Raw genomic sequence first — 16495 nt, forward strand, 5'->3', positions numbered from 1 at the left:
CGGACGGTGGCTCGACGCGATGGCGGGAGGTTCCGAAAACCCGACCGGGAACGGGACACCGATCGGGAGCGGAGGGACAGCCGTGAACGGGGGGTCGGCGGTGGAGAGGATCCCCCTCGCACGTCGTCCTGCGCCCTGCCCGGAGCCGGGCGGTACCCGTCGTCGTGCCCGCCGGGATTCCCGTTCGGGGGCCCGACGGTGAGCGGTGTGCGATCGGCCCGGGAGGAGCGCGCCGAGGACGAACCCCCTTCCGTAGCCGCCCCCTCCCCCGGGCCATCCCCCGTCGCCCCACGTCCGAACACCGGCACAGGCACCGGTGCCGGCACCGGCACCGGCACCGGTAACCCGCCACCCCCGCCGGTGCCTGTCGAAAACGCCACCGGGGACACCCCCGAAGGCACCTCCGGGGACGCCCCCGGGCACGTCCGTACCCCCGACCCCGTCGGTGACAAGGACTTCCGCCACGACCGTGAGCTCCTGGTGCGGGCCGTGCGGCGACGGCTGCGCCGCACCCGCGCCGAGGCCGACCACGCCCCGGTGCTGGAGCGCGGGACACGACGCGAGGCGGATCGTCTGGCCTCCTTCCTGAACGCCTCACCCGATCCGGTGGCCGAGCCGGATGGCGGCGGGGAGCTCATCGAGGCGCACTACGTCCTGGGGTGGGTGCGCTGGCTGCGGGCGGACGGCATCCGCTTCCGGCGTCGCGCGGCCGAACGCGAGCGGCGGGCCGCCCTGGACGCCCTCCTGCCCTGCTATCTGTGGGCCCCGAAGGATCCCGAGTACGTACGGCGGCTTCCCTCGGGGGCCCTTTCGGCATTGGCCGAGCGGGCCGTCCCCGTTCTCGCCGAGAGGGTCTTCGACGCTCCCGCGCCGGCCGGGGCCGCGACGGGAGCCGGCGCCACCGACACCGCCTCGGACGCCATCGCCCTGTGGCGTCGCGTCCTGCGGGACCTGCCCGAAGACCACCGGGAGCGCGCCCGCGCCCTGACCCACCTGTCCCGGTGGCTACTGCGGCGGCACGCCGAGGGCGGTTCCCCCGCCGAGGGTCCCGGCCCGGAGTCGTCCGACCCGATCGAGGCCCTGCACATCGCGCGGCTCGCCGCGGCCGCCGCGGACCGCGCCCCCGGGGAGAGCCGCCGGGGCGCCGCCCGGGTACCGACGGACACGCCGGACGCCCGGTCCTCCCGACGTGCCGCCACGTCGGTGTTGGCCGCCGCCCTGATCTCCGTCGGGACGTGCTCGCCCGGTACCGACACCTCGCGGGTGGACGAGGCGATCCTCCTGTTGGAGGGACCCGACGGCATCCCGGCCGCCGGGGAGCCGGTGACGGCGGCGGGCGCGGAGGCACTCGCCCTGCTGGGCCTCGCCTTCCGGGTGCGGTGGGAACGGGTCGGGGACGAACGGGCGGCCGAACGCGCCGTGGAGTGCGCCCGTCGGTCGGTGTGCGCGCCGGCCGGGGAGGATCCGCGTCGCCCCGATCACCTCCGGGCGCTGGCGGTCGCGCTGCGCCTGCGGTACGAGCGGACCGGCGAACTCGCGGCCCTGGAGGCCGCCGTGGAGGCGCAGGCCCTGGCGGTGGACACCACTCCGGTCGGTGACCGGTCGTCCGCCGCGCGGCTGGACGGGCTCGGTGCCCTGGTGCAGGTCCGGTATCGGCGCACCGGGGCGGCGGAGGACACGGAACGGGCCGTGGAGTCGGCCCGGCGGGCGGTGGCCGCGAGCCGGTCGGGAGATCGGGTTCGGGCGGTCGCGTTGTCCAACCTGGCCACCGCCCTGTGCCTGCGACACGAGCGGGGGCGGGACCCCAACGCCCTCAACGACGCGGTCGCCGCCCTGGAGGAGGCGATCGCGCTGCTTCCGACGGAGCACCCGCTGCGGCCGGTGCTGTCGGGGAACCTCGGCGCGGTGCTGCGCGACCGGCACGCGCACGTCGGCTCCGAGGGGGACCTGGAGCGGGCCGTGAACATGCTGCTGGACGCCTGTGTCGGCGTCCCGCCCGGCCGGAACGCCCCCGGCGCACCCGCACCCGCACCCGCACCCGATGAGGAGGGGCCGGGCGAACCGGACGGTCTCCGACAGGGCCGGCGGAACGACACCGACGGCGCTCCCGGGAGCGTCATCCCGTCCCCGGAAGGGGTCGTGGCCACGGCCGTTCCCCGCTGGGCCGATCTGGGCCGGGCGCTGGCGCGCCGACACGAACTGACGGGTGCGGTGGACGACCGTCGGGCCGCCGCCGACGCGCTGGCGGTCGTCGCCGCGGCGGAGACCGCCCGCCCCTCCCTGCGTGTGGAGTCGGCGCGTCGGGCCGCCGGCCTGCTCGAGCCGATCGACCCGACGGCGGCGGCCGCCATGGCGGCCCGGGCGGTGGAGTTGTTGCCGTTGATGATCTCGGACGGGAGTCGCGCATCACATCGTCCGGGTCGGGCTCCCGCCCCCGGGCCGTCGGGATCGCCGGCCGAACCCGGTGAGGAGGCGGCTTCCCTGGCGGTGGCCGATCCGGCCGGCGGCAGCACCGTCGAACGGGCCCGTCGGGCACTGTCCCTGGTGGAAGCGGGCAGGCCGGTGGCCCCGGGGCCGTTGCCGGACGCCGTGGTCGATCCCCCGCCCGTGACGGGCACGGCCGATCACGCCGTGTCGGCGGGGTGGGTCGCCGGTGAACGCACCGACCGGGAAGCCGCCGTCGGCACCCCGGCGGCCACCGGTGGCCCCTCTCCCGCGGCCCCGCCCGGCGGGGCGAGGGCGGCACGGCGCCGGTTGGAGACCGTGCCCGTCACGGGCGAGGGGCCGATCACCCTGCTGGAGCACGCCGAGCACCTGCCCGCCAGGGCGCGGGACGCCCGGCTGGCCGTGGCGGGCACCCTCATCGGCCCGGCACGACTGCCGGACCCCGATCGGCTGCTCGCCGCCGCCGATCGGGGGCCGGTGGTGACCCTGGTCGCGGGTCGTCGGCACGGTGACGCGTTGGTCGCCGTCGACGGCACGGTGCGGCGGGTCGAGCTCCCGTCGCTGACCCGCAACGCGGTCGGCGCGACCGTGGACACCCTGCGGGACGCCCTCGTCCTCGCCCGGGAGGCCGGGGTGCCGGCCTCCCGACGACCGGCCGCGGAGGACGAGGTGGACGCCGTGCTGCGCTGGTTGTGGGACGCCGTGGCCGGCCCCGTCCTCAGCGCTCTCGGCTCCCGCGGGCCCGTCCGGGCCGGCACCGGGGCGTCCGGGGACCTCCCACCCCGCCTGTGGTGGGTGCCCGGTGGCGCCCTGGCGCACCTGCCGCTGCACGCGGCCGGTCACCACGACGACCCGCCGGGTGCCCCGGGCCGTCGGGTCCTGGCGGACCGGGTGGTGTCCTCGACGGTGCCCTCGATCCGTTCCCTGCTGCTCGCCCGGGAGCGCGCGGCGGTCCCTCCGCCGGGGGTCGGAACCGACGGGAAAGGCATGGGGGAGCCTGCCCGGGGCCATGTCGTGGCGGTGGGTGACCGGGGAGTCCTCGGCGGACGTCGGCCGGCGTCGCGGGAGGTCATGGCGGTGCGCGGTCTACTGCCCGGTGCGCCGGTCCTCGGTGGCCCCGGCACCGATGACCCGCCGGGCGATCCGCGGACTGCGGCGCGTTCCCTGCGCGGCGCGACGGTCGCCCATCTGGTGACCGGCACCGGCGGAGAGGAGCACCGGTTCGACGGTCCGGGGCCGCGGCTGGCGTACCTGTCCGCGTACGGGCCGCCGCCGGGTCCGATCGACGGAGAGGTCGTCGCGCCGCCCCCGACCGTGGCCCTGTACCTCGCGGGGGTCCCCTCGGTGGTGGGGCCGCTGTGGCCGTGGGCCGACGCGGGTGGGGACGCGGCCGGCGACGGATCGCCCCGGGAGGGAGGACACTCGTCCGCCACCACCTCCGGGGAGTTCGCGGTGGAACTGGCCCGGGAGTTCCACCTACGGCTGCGCCGTGCGAGGGCCGGGGGGAACGGGGAAGTGTTCCCGGACACCGCCCGTGTCCTGCACGCCGCGGTGCGCGCGGCGCGACGGACCACGGGAGCCGGGCCGTCCCTGTGGGCCGCCCCGCACCACGTGGGCGCCTGACCCGCCGTCCGACCGGGTTCCCGGGGCCCCGGGAACCCGGGGCGCCCGTACCCGACGGCGGAGGGGCGCGGGCGGCCGCGGATCGCCGGCGTCCGTGCCCCGGATCCCGACACACCTCCCCTGTTCGGGAGACTCCGCTCGGCGGCGGGGCGGCCGTCCCGTTCGGGAACCGCGGCGCCTCCCGCCCGGACCGCTCGGCTTCGGAACGGCGACCGTGCCCCGGAGCGTCCCGGCGACGGCGTGCTCATCACCGGCCGTCGCCGGCGAGGCGTGCTCGCCACTCCTCCGGGGCCCGCCCGTGCGCCTCCTTCATCGGCCGTCGCCGGCCCCCGGCGACGTGGCGTCACGAGGTACGACGGAGGCGCGGGGCGGGGTGGCCTCGCGATCGGTGTCGGAACCCGGCGTCGGCCGGCACCGGGGCGGACCGCCCCGGGTCGAACACCGGTCCCATGCCGAGGTGCGTCTCCCGGCCGGCGCCGTGACCGGTCGCCGGCGGCGGTCGGGGATCGCGGAAGGTCCTCCGCGACGGGTACGGACCGGGTGGTCGACAACGCGCCGCTCCCGGATCGGCGGTCGGTCGAACCGGAGGACCCCGGCCGGCCCCGCCGTCCGGGACAGGTCCTCCAACAACGCGGCCGGCACGAACCGTCGCGACCACCGACCACCGGCCCGGGCCGGCCCGGGAGCGGCACCGCGCGGTTCCGCGACGGCCCGCCCCCGACGAGGAGGACTCCCACCGGGACCCGGAACCCGGCACCCGCCCGGTCCCGCCGGTCAGTCGAACCAGCGGGCCACGGCCAGTTCCGCGGTCCGGGACGGGTCCTCCAACAGCGCGGCCAGCTCGAACCGTCCCGACCACCGACCACCGGCCCGGGCCAGCCCGGCGGCCAGGCCCTCCACGGTGGCGGCGTGCACGACGCCGCCGCACAGCCGCCAGTCCACCTCGACGCCGTCCACCACCAGCTCCTCGTGCTCGCGGTAGCGGGTCGGGGTGTCGGGGCCCAGGAGGGCCCGGACTGCGGCGGGTACCTCGCGTTCCTCCCCCGCGTCCGCCGGAACGGCGGTGCTCGCGGCCAGGGCCGTGCTCAGCAGCGGGACCTCCAGCAGCACACCGAGCTCGGCGGCGCGGCGCGGATCGCAGGGCAGCAGCGGGCGACCGGCGGCGAGCGGCAGCAGGTCGGGCGCGTCGGCGACCAGGGCCTCGCCGGCGGGCACGACGACGCATCGGATCCCACCCCGCGCGTCGGTCCCGTCGTCACCGCCGAGGACGACGGCGCGCAGTTCGTCGGGGAGGGTGACCTCCTCCGGGTCCAGTTCGGCGAGGAGCGTGTAGAGACCGTGCAGCCGGGCGGGGTCCACCTCCCGATCGGGGTCGGCGAGGCGGGAGAGCAGTTCGGCGGCGCCGCCCGGCTCGTCGAGGAGCGCGGCGGCGGTGGTGCGCACCCCCAGCGCGCGCAGTACGCGCTCGTCCACGCCGGTGGTGTGCCCGGCGGCCACGGTGTCGTACAGGTCGGTGAGCAGCGGGTCGCCGTCGGTGGTCCGCAGACCGGCGGGGCGACGGCCGCCGAGGACGGGCGCGCCGCGCAGCCACCACGCGGTGTAGGGGCGGGTGGTCCGCATGGTCCCGTCGGGCAGCAGCACCCGCACCGGCCGGGTGAGGGCGTCGCGCAACGGCGGTTCGGAGAGCTGGGCGAGGGCGAGCGGCCAACGGTCGTCGTCCACCAACTCCAGGTCCCGCACACCCGTGACCTCGGTGGCGACGGGCGGCAGCGGGGTGTCGGGGAGGTCGTCCAGGGCGTCCTCGCACCACACGTCCACGGCGTCGAGCAGGCCGAGGTCGTCGGGTTCGGGATAGCCGGGGTCCCGGCGGTCCTCGGGCACCAGCTCGTCGGGGTCGAGGAGGACCTCCTCGGCACGGTGCAGCGCGAAACGCGCCTGGACACCCACCGCGGCCAGCGGGCCCTCGCCCCACCGCTCGACGAGTTCCGGGTCGCACAGCGGGAGTTCGCCGTCGCGGATGACGGCGTGGAACGGGCTGCCGGGCAGCACCAGTTCACCGGCCGGGGTGGGCTCGGCGTCCTCGTCGGGGAGGGCGAGGGCTGCCAGCCAGGGCAGTTCACCCGGTTCGATCCCGGCGGCCCGGACCAGACCGAGCACGATGTCGGCCAGTTCCGGGGCGCGCAACGGCCCGGCGGGGTTCCCCTCCTCGTCGAGGGGGTCGGCCAACGGGTCGGCCAACGGGTCCGCCAACGGATCGCCGAGCGGGTCGTCCTCCACGGAGGCGGCGACGGCGGCGCGCACCCGGGGTGTCTCCAGCACCGCGCGCGGGCCGGCGGGGACGGCGCCCAGCTTCTCCAACAGCGGGTGGACGGCCCCGGGGTGGGCGACGCGCAGGCCGAGTCGGGCCAGTCGGGCGGGGGACATGTCGTCGGGCTCCCCCGCCCCCACCGCGTCCCCGGCACGGTCGGCGGCATCCGCACGGTCGGTGTCCCCGGCCGGGAGGGGCAGCAGCACACCGCGCGGGCCGATCACGGGGCGGCCGTCGGCGAGGGGCACCGGCAGGCCGGTGAGCAGGTCGGGGTCGGTGCCGGCCAGGGCGTCGTACAGACCGTGCCACCAGGTCGGCGGCCGGTCGGCGGCGGCGACCCGGTCGATCGCCTCGCCGAGCGGGATCCGGCCGACGCCCAACAGACGCAGCGCGGGGCTGCGTTCCAGACCGGCGGGGAGCAGGTTCGGGAAGAGGTCGGCGAGTACCCGGACGGTGGAGGCGCCGGCGCCCTCCACGAGCTCCGCGCGGGAGGGGCGCAGTGCCCGGGGCGCGTCCCGCTCGGCATCGTCCGCGAGGGGCGCCCCGGCGGTCGCCTCCCGGGCGGCCTCCTCCTCGGCCGAGGCGGCGGCGGACGTGCCGGCGGACGCGGGCGGGAGGGCGGGCGGCAGGAACGGGACCTCGGGCAGCAGCGTGAACAGTCGCTCGCGCAGCGCGGTGTCCAGGGCTCCTCCACCGAGCGGGCCGGGCACCAGGTCCAGGGTGCCGGGACCGATGGGGCGCCAGTCGCCGATCAGGCCGGCCAGGGTGTCGGCGGCACGGTCGATCAGGAAGTCGGTCAGCGGACCGGGGGCGACGTGCCGGCGGGTGGGCTCCAGCGGGAAGGAGGCGAGCAACACGCCGGGGATACCCAACGGCTCGTCGGTGGGGGTGGGGGCGTACACGACGCGCGGACCGGGCGGCGCGACCGGTCCGCCTTCGGCGCCGACCGGGACGGCCCAGGTCACCGACCACCGGGGGCGCTCGCGCTCCTCCAGCGGGCGATCGGCGAGCAGGTCGGGGGCGGCCTCGCCGGCGGCGGAGGCGATGCGCCAGGCGGTGACGCGGTCGCCGTCCCGGATCACCACGACGGCCGGGTCGTCCGGGTCCTCGGCACGGGTCAACCGGCGGCGACCGGTGGGGCGTTCGACGACGACCTCGGCCAGTCCGGGCAGGGCGAGCAGCAGGGTGTCGTCCACGGCCGCCAGCAGGCGGTCGGCCAACTCGGCCGCGGCGGCGTCGCGCAGCGGCAGTTCGACGACGGTCTCCCACTCCACCGGGGCGGTGACATCGGCCCCCCGGGGGTCGCCGTCGGCGGGATCCGAGGCCCCGGCTCCGGCCGGGGTCAGGGCCGGCGCGGGCAGTGGGAGACGCAGCAGCGGCACGGCGTGGCGCTGCCCGGCGCGGCGGGCCAGTTCGACGGCCAGGCCGGTCGACGCGGCACCGGCCCTCTCACCCGGGCTGTCGCCCGAACCGTCGCCCGGGCCGTCTTCCGTCCCGGCGGCCCCCTCGGCCAGGGCCACGGCCTCGGCCAGCGACCACCGCACGCCTCCCGCCCGTCCACGCACGGCCGGCGTGTCGGTGACGGCGAGGACGGCGGAGAAGCCGACGCCGAAACGCCCCACCCGTCCCTCGGCGGGTTCGTCCCGCTTCGCCGAGGCACGGAGGGTGGAGAGCGATTCCACGCCGGCCGTGTCCAGGGGCGCGCCGGTGTTGGCGGCGGTCAGCAGGCCGTCTCGCAGGGTCAGCCGCAGCCGGCCGGGGACACCGGCACGGGCGGCGGCGTCGGCGGCGTTCTGCGCCAACTCGATGACGAGGCGGTCGCGGTAGCCGCCGCGCGCCAGGTCCTCCTCGGCGTTGGCGTCCTCGCGGAACCGGGCCGGGGACGCCGTCCAGGCGGCCAGCACGGCGTGCCGCAGGCGCGCGGTGTCGAAGACGTCCGGGGCCTCGGGGGCGGCGGTGCCCCGGGCGGGGGCGGGGGTGCCGTTCGCATCGGTGCTCACGCGGTGGACAGTACCGGGCCGGGGCGGTCCGGGTCCGGACCGGTGTCCCCGGGGCGACCGTCCGGCACGGGCCGGTCCCGGGGAGTTGGCCGGGCGGGCCGGCCGGAAAACGACGGGGTGGCGGGGACCGCCGGGGGCATGACATTGATGGGAGAACGATCATCGTCCGTGGTCGACCCCGGGCGGTACGGCCGGCCGGACGCGCGTCCCCGCGGCCCACCGGGCGGGGAGGCACCGACGCCGCGGACCCGCACCGCCCGGGCGGGGAGCGGAATCGTCCCGTCGGCGTTCGGAAATCGCCCGGCCACGGGTCCACCGGGCGACCGACGCGAGCGATCCGCCCCGCGATCCGCGGGAACCACGACACGGCCGAACCGGCCGAACCGGCCGGCCACGACAGCCGCCCGCGCGAAGGGAGAACACATCCGATGGGTGACGACCGCGAGAGGGGTCCGGCGCCCGTGTCCCGCCGTTGGATGGTGGTCAACGCGGGGGTCGCCGTGGTGTTCGTTTGCGGCCCGATCGTGACCGTGACGGCGCGCGGGGAGTTCTCCCCGGTCGGCGGGGCGCTGCTCCTTCTGTTCAGCCTGGCCGTCGGCACGGGGACGTTGCTGCTCTTGAACCGCCTGGCGACCGCATGGCGGCGGGGGGAACCGGGTCCGAACCGGCCCACCGGCGGGCGGGAGCCGGAGTGGCGGCCCACCGGAGGCGGCCCCGGCCCCGGTGGTGACCGGGCGCCGATGTGACGGTCACGGGGCGGACCGGGCGTTGATCGACACTCCGGCGCCCCGTAGCGTCGGCACACGTGCCCGATCCCGCCCGCCCTGTGTGGCAAGCGCTTTCCGCACTCGAGCCCCTCTCCGTGTTCTCCTCGCTCCCTCCTCTTCCCTCCCCACCGTTCCTGCTGGTCGTCGGCCTCGCCGTGCTCATCGGCTCCGTCGTGCAGAGCGGCATCGGGCTGGGGCTGGGCCTGATCGCCGCCCCGGTGGTGGCGATGATGGACCCGACCCTGCTGCCCGGCACCATGCTGATGGCCACCCTGCTGCTGCCGATGTTCACCATCCGCGCCGAGTGGCGGCACGTCGACTGGTGGGGACTGGTCCGGGTGTTGCCCGCCCGGCTGCCGGGCGCGGTGGCGGGCACCTGGCTGGTGGCGGTGGTGGCCCCGGAGACGCTGGGCGCCCTGGTCGGATTGATGGTGCTGCTGGCGGTGGTCGCCACCGGGTGGGCGGTGCGGGTACCGATCACCACGGGCAGCCTGGTGATCGCCGGCATCGCCTCCGGGGTGGCCGGCACGGCGACCTCCATCGGCGGTCCGCCGGTGGCCCTGCTCTACCAGCACGAACCGGCGCCGAAGGTGCGCGGCACCCTGGGAGTCTTCTTCCTCTGCGGCACGGCGATGTCGTTGGGCGTACTGGCGGCGGGTGGTCAGCTGACCGGTGAGCAGGTGGTGGCGGGGTTGGCGCTGATCCCGTTCGTCGTCGCGGGTTTCCTGCTCGCCCGTCCGCTGCGCCGGCGGATGGGGAAGGCCGGCATCCGCACCGCGTTGCTCGCGCTGGTGTCGGTCTCCGGGTTGGCGCTGCTGGTGCGCTCGCTCTGGTGAACCGGGCCCCGTCAAACGGTCGGGCCGGCCCCGTCCCCCGGGGGGACGGGGCCGGCCCGGACCACGCGGGTCGGAGCCGTCCCGGCCGGGGCGGCTCCGCCGATCACAGCGGATCGGCCCCCAGGTGGTCGATGACGGGCGGCGGCGGGGTGATCGAGTCGGGCATCCGGGCCGCCTCGGAGTGGGCTCCACAGCCGTAGTCCAGGGAGACCACCCGGCCGTCGGCGGGCGAGTACTCGTTGGCGCACACCCCGAAGGCCTGCCGCAGCGATCCGGCCATCGGGATCAGGAATCCGCAGCCGGCGCAGGAGGCGGGGGCGGCCTGCGCCATCGGGGTCTCGGGACCGAATGCCTCCTGCCAGCGCTCGGCTGACTCCTCGATGCCGAGCCGGGAGAGCACCCGCGCCCGACCGAACCCGAGCTCCCGGGCCACCGCCTCGATCCGGGCCCGCTCCGGCGGCTCGACGAGGTGCGCGTCCTCCGCGCCGCCGGCCTCCCCGGGCTCCCCCGGGTCTCCGCCGAGAGGCTCCCCGCCGAGGGACTCGCCGTCGCCGTCGGCCACGGAGTCGTCACCGGTGGGTGCGTCGGCGCCCGTCGGCCCGGACGTGCCGTCCGACCCCTCCGGTTCCCCGGCCCGTTCGGCGTCCGCGTCCGGCACCGGCGGCGCGATCGCCTCGCCGAGGCCGGAGCCGCCCGACGCCAGACGCGGGTCGTCCGCCTCGACCGGCAACAGGTCACCGGGACCCAGGTCACCCGCCCGCAGTCGCTCGCTCCACGGCACCCACTCGGGTGCCAGCAGGGCGTCCGGTCCGGGCAGCAGCGCGACCTCGTCCACGGTGACGTACCGGGCGCGGGAGGCGCGGGCGACCGTGACCCCCCAGTACCAGCCCCGGTACCCGGGGTCCAGGCACTCGAAACGGTGGGTGACCAGCCGGTCCCCCTCGTGAACCACCCCCAGATGGGGGCCCGTGCCCCGGGGCGCGGCGACCTCCTCGGCGACCTCCCGGGCGAGTTCGACGGCCTCTGCGCACAGCCGGTCGGGGGTGCGGCTTCGCGTGCCAACTCTCACTTGATCGACTCTCTCCTACGCCGTGTGCTCGGGTGCCGGGCCGCCGGGAATCACGGGGCGACGGAGCGGCTGCCGCATCGCCGCCGAACGCGGGGGCCGCGGCGGCGCGTGCTCCGGGATGTGGAGACCGCGCGATTCACCGCCGCCCCGCACCGGCACGCTGGGCGCGCCACGACGGGACACGGGCCGCTGCGACGTCATACCGATCGTGAATGACGAGACGGAGGGCACCGTTCGACCACGCTACCGCACACGCCGCGTGCGGGGCCGCGCGGGCACGGTCCGGGGCCGGCCGATCCGACCGCCGGCGTCCCGTCGAACGCTCCCCCGGGCCCCGCCGCACCGCCCACCGCACCGTCCGCGGAACCGGACGCCGCGCCGGGGGTCCGGTGGTCCGCCGTTCGGCCCCCGTACCGCTCCGTTCGCCCCGCATCCACCCCGAACCCCCATGGGGCCCGTCGGTACCGCCTACCCTTGCAGGCGTGGCAGCTGACAGCATGTCCGACCGCAGAACCGGGGGCCGGTCCGGGCCGCTGGTCCGTTCGCTGCGCGCCGTCGGTCGCGGGTTCTCCCGCCCACCGGCGGCGCTGGGTCGTCGGATCCGGCGTGTCACACACGCCCAGGGAGCCGGGGAGTCGGGTCTCGGCAAGTTGATCGAGGTGCACGCCGTGCACTCGATGGGCGACATGTTGATCACGATGGCCCTGGCGTCCACGATCTTCTTCTCGGTCCCGACCGACGAGGCGCGCGGCCGGGTCGCGCTGTACCTGGCGGTCACGATGGCCCCGTTCGTGCTGCTGGCCCCGGTGATCGGCCCGCTGTTGGACCGGATCCCGCACGGTCGGCGGGCGGCGATGGCGGGGGCGCTGCTGTTCCGGGGGGTGTTGGCGCTGCTGATCACCGGGGCGGTGGTCACCGGGGAGCTCCTGCTGTATCCGGCGGCGCTCGGCGTGATGGTGGCCTCCAAGGCGTACAACATCGTGCGGGCGGCGGTGGTGCCGCGCCTGTTGCCGCCGAAGATCTCGCTGGTGAAGGCGAACGCCCGGATCACCCTGACCGGTCTGATCGCGGCCGGCGCGGCGGCGCCACTGGGGTTGCTGCTGCACCTGCTGGGCCCGCAGTGGCCGCTGTACGGGGCGTTCGTGCTCACCACGATCGGCGCCCTGATGTGTTTCCGGCTGCCGCACAAGGTGGACCTGGCCAAGGGCGAGCGGGCCCTGCACCTGGAGGAGCTGGCCCGGACCCGGGTGGTGCGCGAACCCGCGGACGGCGCGAGCCGGAACGGCACCCGGAAGTCCTCCCGCGACGGCTCGTCGCGGGCCTCCCGCGACGGCGGTCCGCGCCGGACATCCGGGCCCGTCACGTGGTGGCGGCTCCGGACGGCGGAGCGCGAACGGGTGCTGAGGGCGGCGGACTCGCCGTTGTTCATGGGACTGATCGCGAATTCCTCACTGCGGGTGCTCTCCGGCTTCCTGCTGTTCTTCCTGGCGTTCCTGCTGCGCGACCAGCCACTGCCGGGGATGTCCACGGCGCTGGCGCTGGGTGCGGTCGGCGTGGCGGCCGGGGCGGGCAACGGCCTGGGCAACGTGCTCGGCGCGTGGGCCAGGGACCGGGCACCGGAGGCGATCCTGCTGTTGATGCTGGCGCTGGCGGTGGGGAGTTCGATCGCGGCGGCGGTGGCCTACGGCACGGTGACGGTGCTGATGGTCGGCACGGTGGCCGGGCTCGGCCAGGCGATGGGAAAGCTGTCGTTGGACGCGATGATCCAGCGGGACGTGCCGGAGGTGGTGCGCACCTCCGCCTTCGCCCGCTCGGAGACGGTGATCCAGATGGCGTGGGTGGTCGGCGGGGCGTTCGGCATCGCGCTACCGCTGATCGGGTGGCTCGGCATGACGGTGGTGGCGGTGCTGCTGACCGTGGGCACGGCCATCTCGGCGGGAACGCTGCTGGCCTCGGCCCGGCGCGGCACGCCGCACCCGCGCGTTCGCTGACCGGGGCCGCCCGGTACCCTGCCCGCATGACTGCGATCTCCGGGATGATGGGCCGGCGGGCCCTGCGCACCACTCTTGCCGTCGGCGCCGTTTCACTGGGACTGGCGGGGTTGACCGCCTGCGAGCGGCCGACGCCGAACGCGCACTTCACCCTCGGCACCTCGACCTCCTCCCCGGAGACCGCGAGCGACTGTTTCGGCCACGACGACCCGCTGGGCGTGGAGCGGGCGCAGGAGTGCATGGAGCACACCGACGACGCGCCGTCGTTCACCTCCCGGTCCGGGGAGACCTTCCGGGTGGGCGTGGACCCCTCGATCGCGGAGCACGGCTGGCTGCTGTTCGTCAACGGCGAGACCCGCTCGGTGGACCCGTACACCAGCACCTTCCAGAACTTCCCCGTGGACGAGCTGCAGGCGATGTCCCAGCCCGACCCGTTCGGCGAGGAGGAAGAGGACGAGGGCATCACCGTCAGCGTCGTCAAGCTCACCGGGGACTACGACTCCGAGGAACTGATGGCCGCCTACCAGGCGCAGGACGAGGATGCCTTCGGCGAGGCGCTGTACGGGCGCTTCGAGGGCGTCTGGAACGCCCGCCTGGTGCCGGCCAACTGACCGGGGGTTCGGTGGGCACCGAGTCCTCCGGGGCCGCGGAGGCGGCCCGACCGGCCCCGCCGGACGGTGGGGACGCCGTCGGGCGACCGGGTACGACCGACTCCCCCCGTGGGGGTCGGCTGCTGGTGGTGACCGCCGTGGCCGCCGAACGCGACGCCGTACTGGCCGGCCTGGCCGCCGCCGGCCGACCCGTACCGACCGGGGACTCCGGGACGACCGGGAGCGACACCGCCCCGGGCACCGGGGCCGGGGAGACCGGCCGTCGCGTTTCGCGGGACGGCGGCGTGGGACGGGCGACCGGCGACAGCCGGGCGGGCACCGGGGCGCTCCGGGCCGGCGGACCCCTCGTCTTCGGGGCACCGTCGGCGTCCGACGTCGCCCCTCATCCGTCTCCCGCCGGCACCGCCACCGCCACCGCCACCGCCACCGGGTCGAGTGGACCGGGGCCGACCCCCGCACCGGCGCCCGTCGCCGTGGAGGCCGTCGTCGCCGGGGTGGGCCCCGCCGCCGCGGCGGCGGCGACGGCCGACGCCCTGGCCCGGGCCCGCGCGGAGGGCCGACCGTTCGACCTGGTGCTGTGCGCCGGCATAGCCGGCGGCCTCACCGGCCGCGCGCCGCTCGGTTCGGTCGTGGTCGCCTCCCGGATCCTCGCCGCCGACCTGGGTGCGGAGACCCCCGACGGCTTCGCCGACGTGACCGAGCTGGGCTTCGGAACCGTCGCGCACGACCCACCCGCCCGCCTCGCCGCGGAGGTGGCCGGGGCGGCCGGGGCGCTGCTCGCCCCCGTACTGACCGTCTCCACCGTCACCGGAACCGTCGAACGGGCCGCCGAACTGGCGGCCCGGCACCCGACGGCCGGAGCGGAGGCGATGGAGGGCTTCGGCGTCGCCGAGGCCGCCGTCCGTGCCGGCGTACCGGTCCTGGAGGTGCGGGCGGTCTCCAATCCCGTGGGTCCGCGCGACCGGGCCGCCTGGCGGATCCCGGAGGCGCTGCGCGCCCTGGCCGACGCCTGCGCCGCCGCGGCCCACCCGCTGCTCGCCGCCGCCCACCCGGACGGCGGTCGCCGTACCCCGCGCCCCGGCCGACCGGCGCCGGGCACCCCTTCGTGACCGGCCCGGGGGCATCCGGGCCGCCGACCCCTACGAGGACACCGACCACCATGGCCGACCCCGCCCATTCCCCCGACAGCCGTTCCACCGGTATTCCCGGCACCGACGCCGCGTCGACCGCCGTGGACATCGCGTACTCCCCCTGCCCCAACGACACCTTCGTCTTCCACGCCTGGACGCACGGGCTGGTGCCCGGCGCCGAACCACCCCGGGTGCGGTTCGCCGACATCGACGTCACCAACGGCCTGGCCCGACGCGGCGAGGGACAGGTACTGAAGGTGTCCTACGCGGTGCTGCCGCACGTCCTGGACACCTACACGCTGCTGCCCTGCGGCGGCGCGCTGGGGCGCGGCTGCGGTCCGCTGCTGCTCAGCCGTGAGCCCACCCGCCCCGGTGAGCAGGGCACCTCGCTGACCGGCCGAACGGTGGCGGTGCCCAGCGAACTCTCCACCGCCTACCTGCTGTTCCGACTGTGGGCGGCCCGCTGGGTGCCGGAGGGACCGGGGAACGTGGTGGTGATGCCGTTCCACGAGATCATGCCCGCCGTGCGGGACGGCCGGGTGGACGCCGGTCTGGTCATCCACGAGGCGCGCTTCACGTACCGGGAGTACGGACTGCACCAGTTGGTGGACCTGGGCGAGTTCTGGGAGGGGACCACGGGGCACCCGATCCCGCTGGGCGCGATCATCGCCCGCCGGGACCTGGGCGCGGAGCGGCTGCGCGCCCTGTCCGACACGATCCGGGCCTCGGTGCGGATGGCGTGGGAGGACCCCTCGGCCTCGCACGCCCACGTGATGGAGCACGCGCAGGAGATGGACCCGTCGGTGGCCGACCGTCACATCGCGCTGTACGTGAACGAGTTCACCGCCGATCTGGGCGATGACGGGTACGCGGCGGTCCGCGAGCTGCTGGGCCGGGCGGCGGCCGAGGGGTTGGCGCCCCGGATGTCGGCGACCGCCCTCGAGCCGTCCTTCGACGACTGAACCGGTCTCCCCCGGCGCCGGCCGTTCCCAGCCGGCCCCGTACCGACGCACGCCGCCGGCCCCCGGACCCCTCGGCCCGGGGGCCGGCGGCGGGACGGCCGGGACGCGTGCCCCGGCCCGGTGCTCAGACGTCCAACTGGTCGGCGACCGCCCGCAACAGGTCGGCGATCTTCCGCCCGTTGGCCCGGTCGGGGTAGCGGCCCCGCTCCAGCTGCTGGGCCACGCCGTCGAGCAGGGTGGTGAGGTCCTGGACGATGGAGACCATCTCGTCCGGCTTGCGCCGCTGGGCGGCGGCCACGGAAGGGGTCGGGTCGAGGATCGTCACCGACAGGGCCTGATCGCCACGCTGTCCGGCGACCACCCCGAACTCGACCCGTTGGCCGGGCTTGAGCACATCCACCCCCGGGGGCAGGACGGAGGAGTGCACGAAGACATCGCCGCCGTCGTCCCGGGAGAGGAAGCCGAAGCCCTTCTCGCTGTTGAACCACTTGACCTTGCCGGTAGGCACGTGTCCTCGTCCTCGCTGTCGCCCGGGCCGCCCCGCATCGGCCGGTGAAATGTCGTCTCGGTGCGTCTGGGTGCGTACGTTCACGGGGTCGCACGGATGCGGGTACGGCAGGCGGCGGGCCGCACGACCCGCCGTCTCCCTTCCAGGCTAATCGCCCCCGCCGATTGGGCAAGATCGCCTCGGCACGGGACCCCGGCCCCGGAAGGCCGGGGGTCGGCGCCCGGGCCCGGAGGGACCCGCCTACC

The 16495-nt window shown here is 76.5% G+C and carries 10 protein-coding genes; 7 read left to right on the top strand and 3 right to left on the bottom strand.

Annotated elements, in window-relative coordinates:
* Positions 1-360 precede the first annotated feature (360 nt).
* Positions 361-4068, top strand: coding sequence for a CHAT domain-containing protein (locus tag LZF96_RS26865; RefSeq protein WP_233865165.1), 3708 nt, complete (start codon positions 361-363; stop codon positions 4066-4068).
* Positions 4069-4842: 774 nt separating this feature from the next.
* Here the strand turns inward: LZF96_RS26865 and LZF96_RS02445 are convergent.
* Entirely contained in the window at positions 4843-8376 is a 3534-nt protein-coding gene (locus LZF96_RS02445; RefSeq protein WP_374203063.1) for a sacsin N-terminal ATP-binding-like domain-containing protein, read from the bottom strand.
* 428 nt (positions 8377-8804) lie between these two features.
* Between LZF96_RS02445 and LZF96_RS02450 the strand changes: the two genes are divergently transcribed.
* Positions 8805-9122 carry a hypothetical protein gene (locus tag LZF96_RS02450; protein WP_233865167.1) on the top strand — a complete coding sequence of 106 codons (318 nt, stop codon included), beginning with the start codon at positions 8805-8807 and terminating at the stop codon, positions 9120-9122.
* 116 nt (positions 9123-9238) lie between these two features.
* Positions 9239-9979 carry a sulfite exporter TauE/SafE family protein gene (locus LZF96_RS02455; RefSeq protein WP_233865169.1) on the top strand — a complete coding sequence of 247 codons (741 nt, stop codon included), beginning with the start codon at positions 9239-9241 and terminating at the stop codon, positions 9977-9979.
* A 103-nt stretch (positions 9980-10082) separates the two neighbouring features.
* Here the strand turns inward: LZF96_RS02455 and LZF96_RS02460 are convergent, their stop codons facing one another.
* On the bottom strand, positions 10083-11048 hold the full coding sequence (locus LZF96_RS02460; RefSeq protein WP_233865171.1) for a DUF3027 domain-containing protein: 966 nt from the start codon (positions 11046-11048) through the stop codon (positions 10083-10085).
* Between the two features lie 497 nt (positions 11049-11545).
* On the opposite strand from LZF96_RS02460, the gene LZF96_RS02465 reads away from it, so the two are divergent.
* The 4 genes from LZF96_RS02465 (at position 11546) to LZF96_RS02480 (ending at position 15742) form a co-directional block, all read left to right on the top strand.
* Positions 11546-13039: an MFS transporter gene (locus tag LZF96_RS02465; RefSeq protein ID WP_233865238.1), complete on the top strand. Its 1494-nt coding sequence runs from the start codon at positions 11546-11548 to the stop codon at positions 13037-13039.
* A 26-nt stretch (positions 13040-13065) separates the two neighbouring features.
* Positions 13066-13650 (top strand): hypothetical protein, encoded by a 585-nt coding sequence (locus LZF96_RS02470; RefSeq protein WP_233865173.1) that lies wholly within the window; start codon positions 13066-13068, stop codon positions 13648-13650.
* A 137-nt stretch (positions 13651-13787) separates the two neighbouring features.
* Positions 13788-14759, top strand: coding sequence for a futalosine hydrolase (locus LZF96_RS02475; RefSeq protein ID WP_233865240.1), 972 nt, complete (start codon positions 13788-13790; stop codon positions 14757-14759).
* Between the two features lie 50 nt (positions 14760-14809).
* Complete coding sequence (locus tag LZF96_RS02480; protein WP_233865175.1) at positions 14810-15742, top strand: 1,4-dihydroxy-6-naphthoate synthase; 933 nt, start codon at positions 14810-14812, stop codon at positions 15740-15742.
* 124 nt (positions 15743-15866) lie between these two features.
* Here LZF96_RS02480 and LZF96_RS26870 read toward each other — a convergent pair whose 3' ends face one another.
* Complete coding sequence (locus tag LZF96_RS26870; RefSeq protein ID WP_308294129.1) at positions 15867-16250, bottom strand: cold-shock protein; 384 nt, start codon at positions 16248-16250, stop codon at positions 15867-15869.
* Between the last annotated feature and the right edge of the window lie 245 nt (positions 16251-16495).

This window comes from Streptomyces sp. ST2-7A (assembly GCF_021390475.1).
GTDB lineage: Bacteria > Actinomycetota > Actinomycetes > Streptomycetales > Streptomycetaceae > Streptomyces.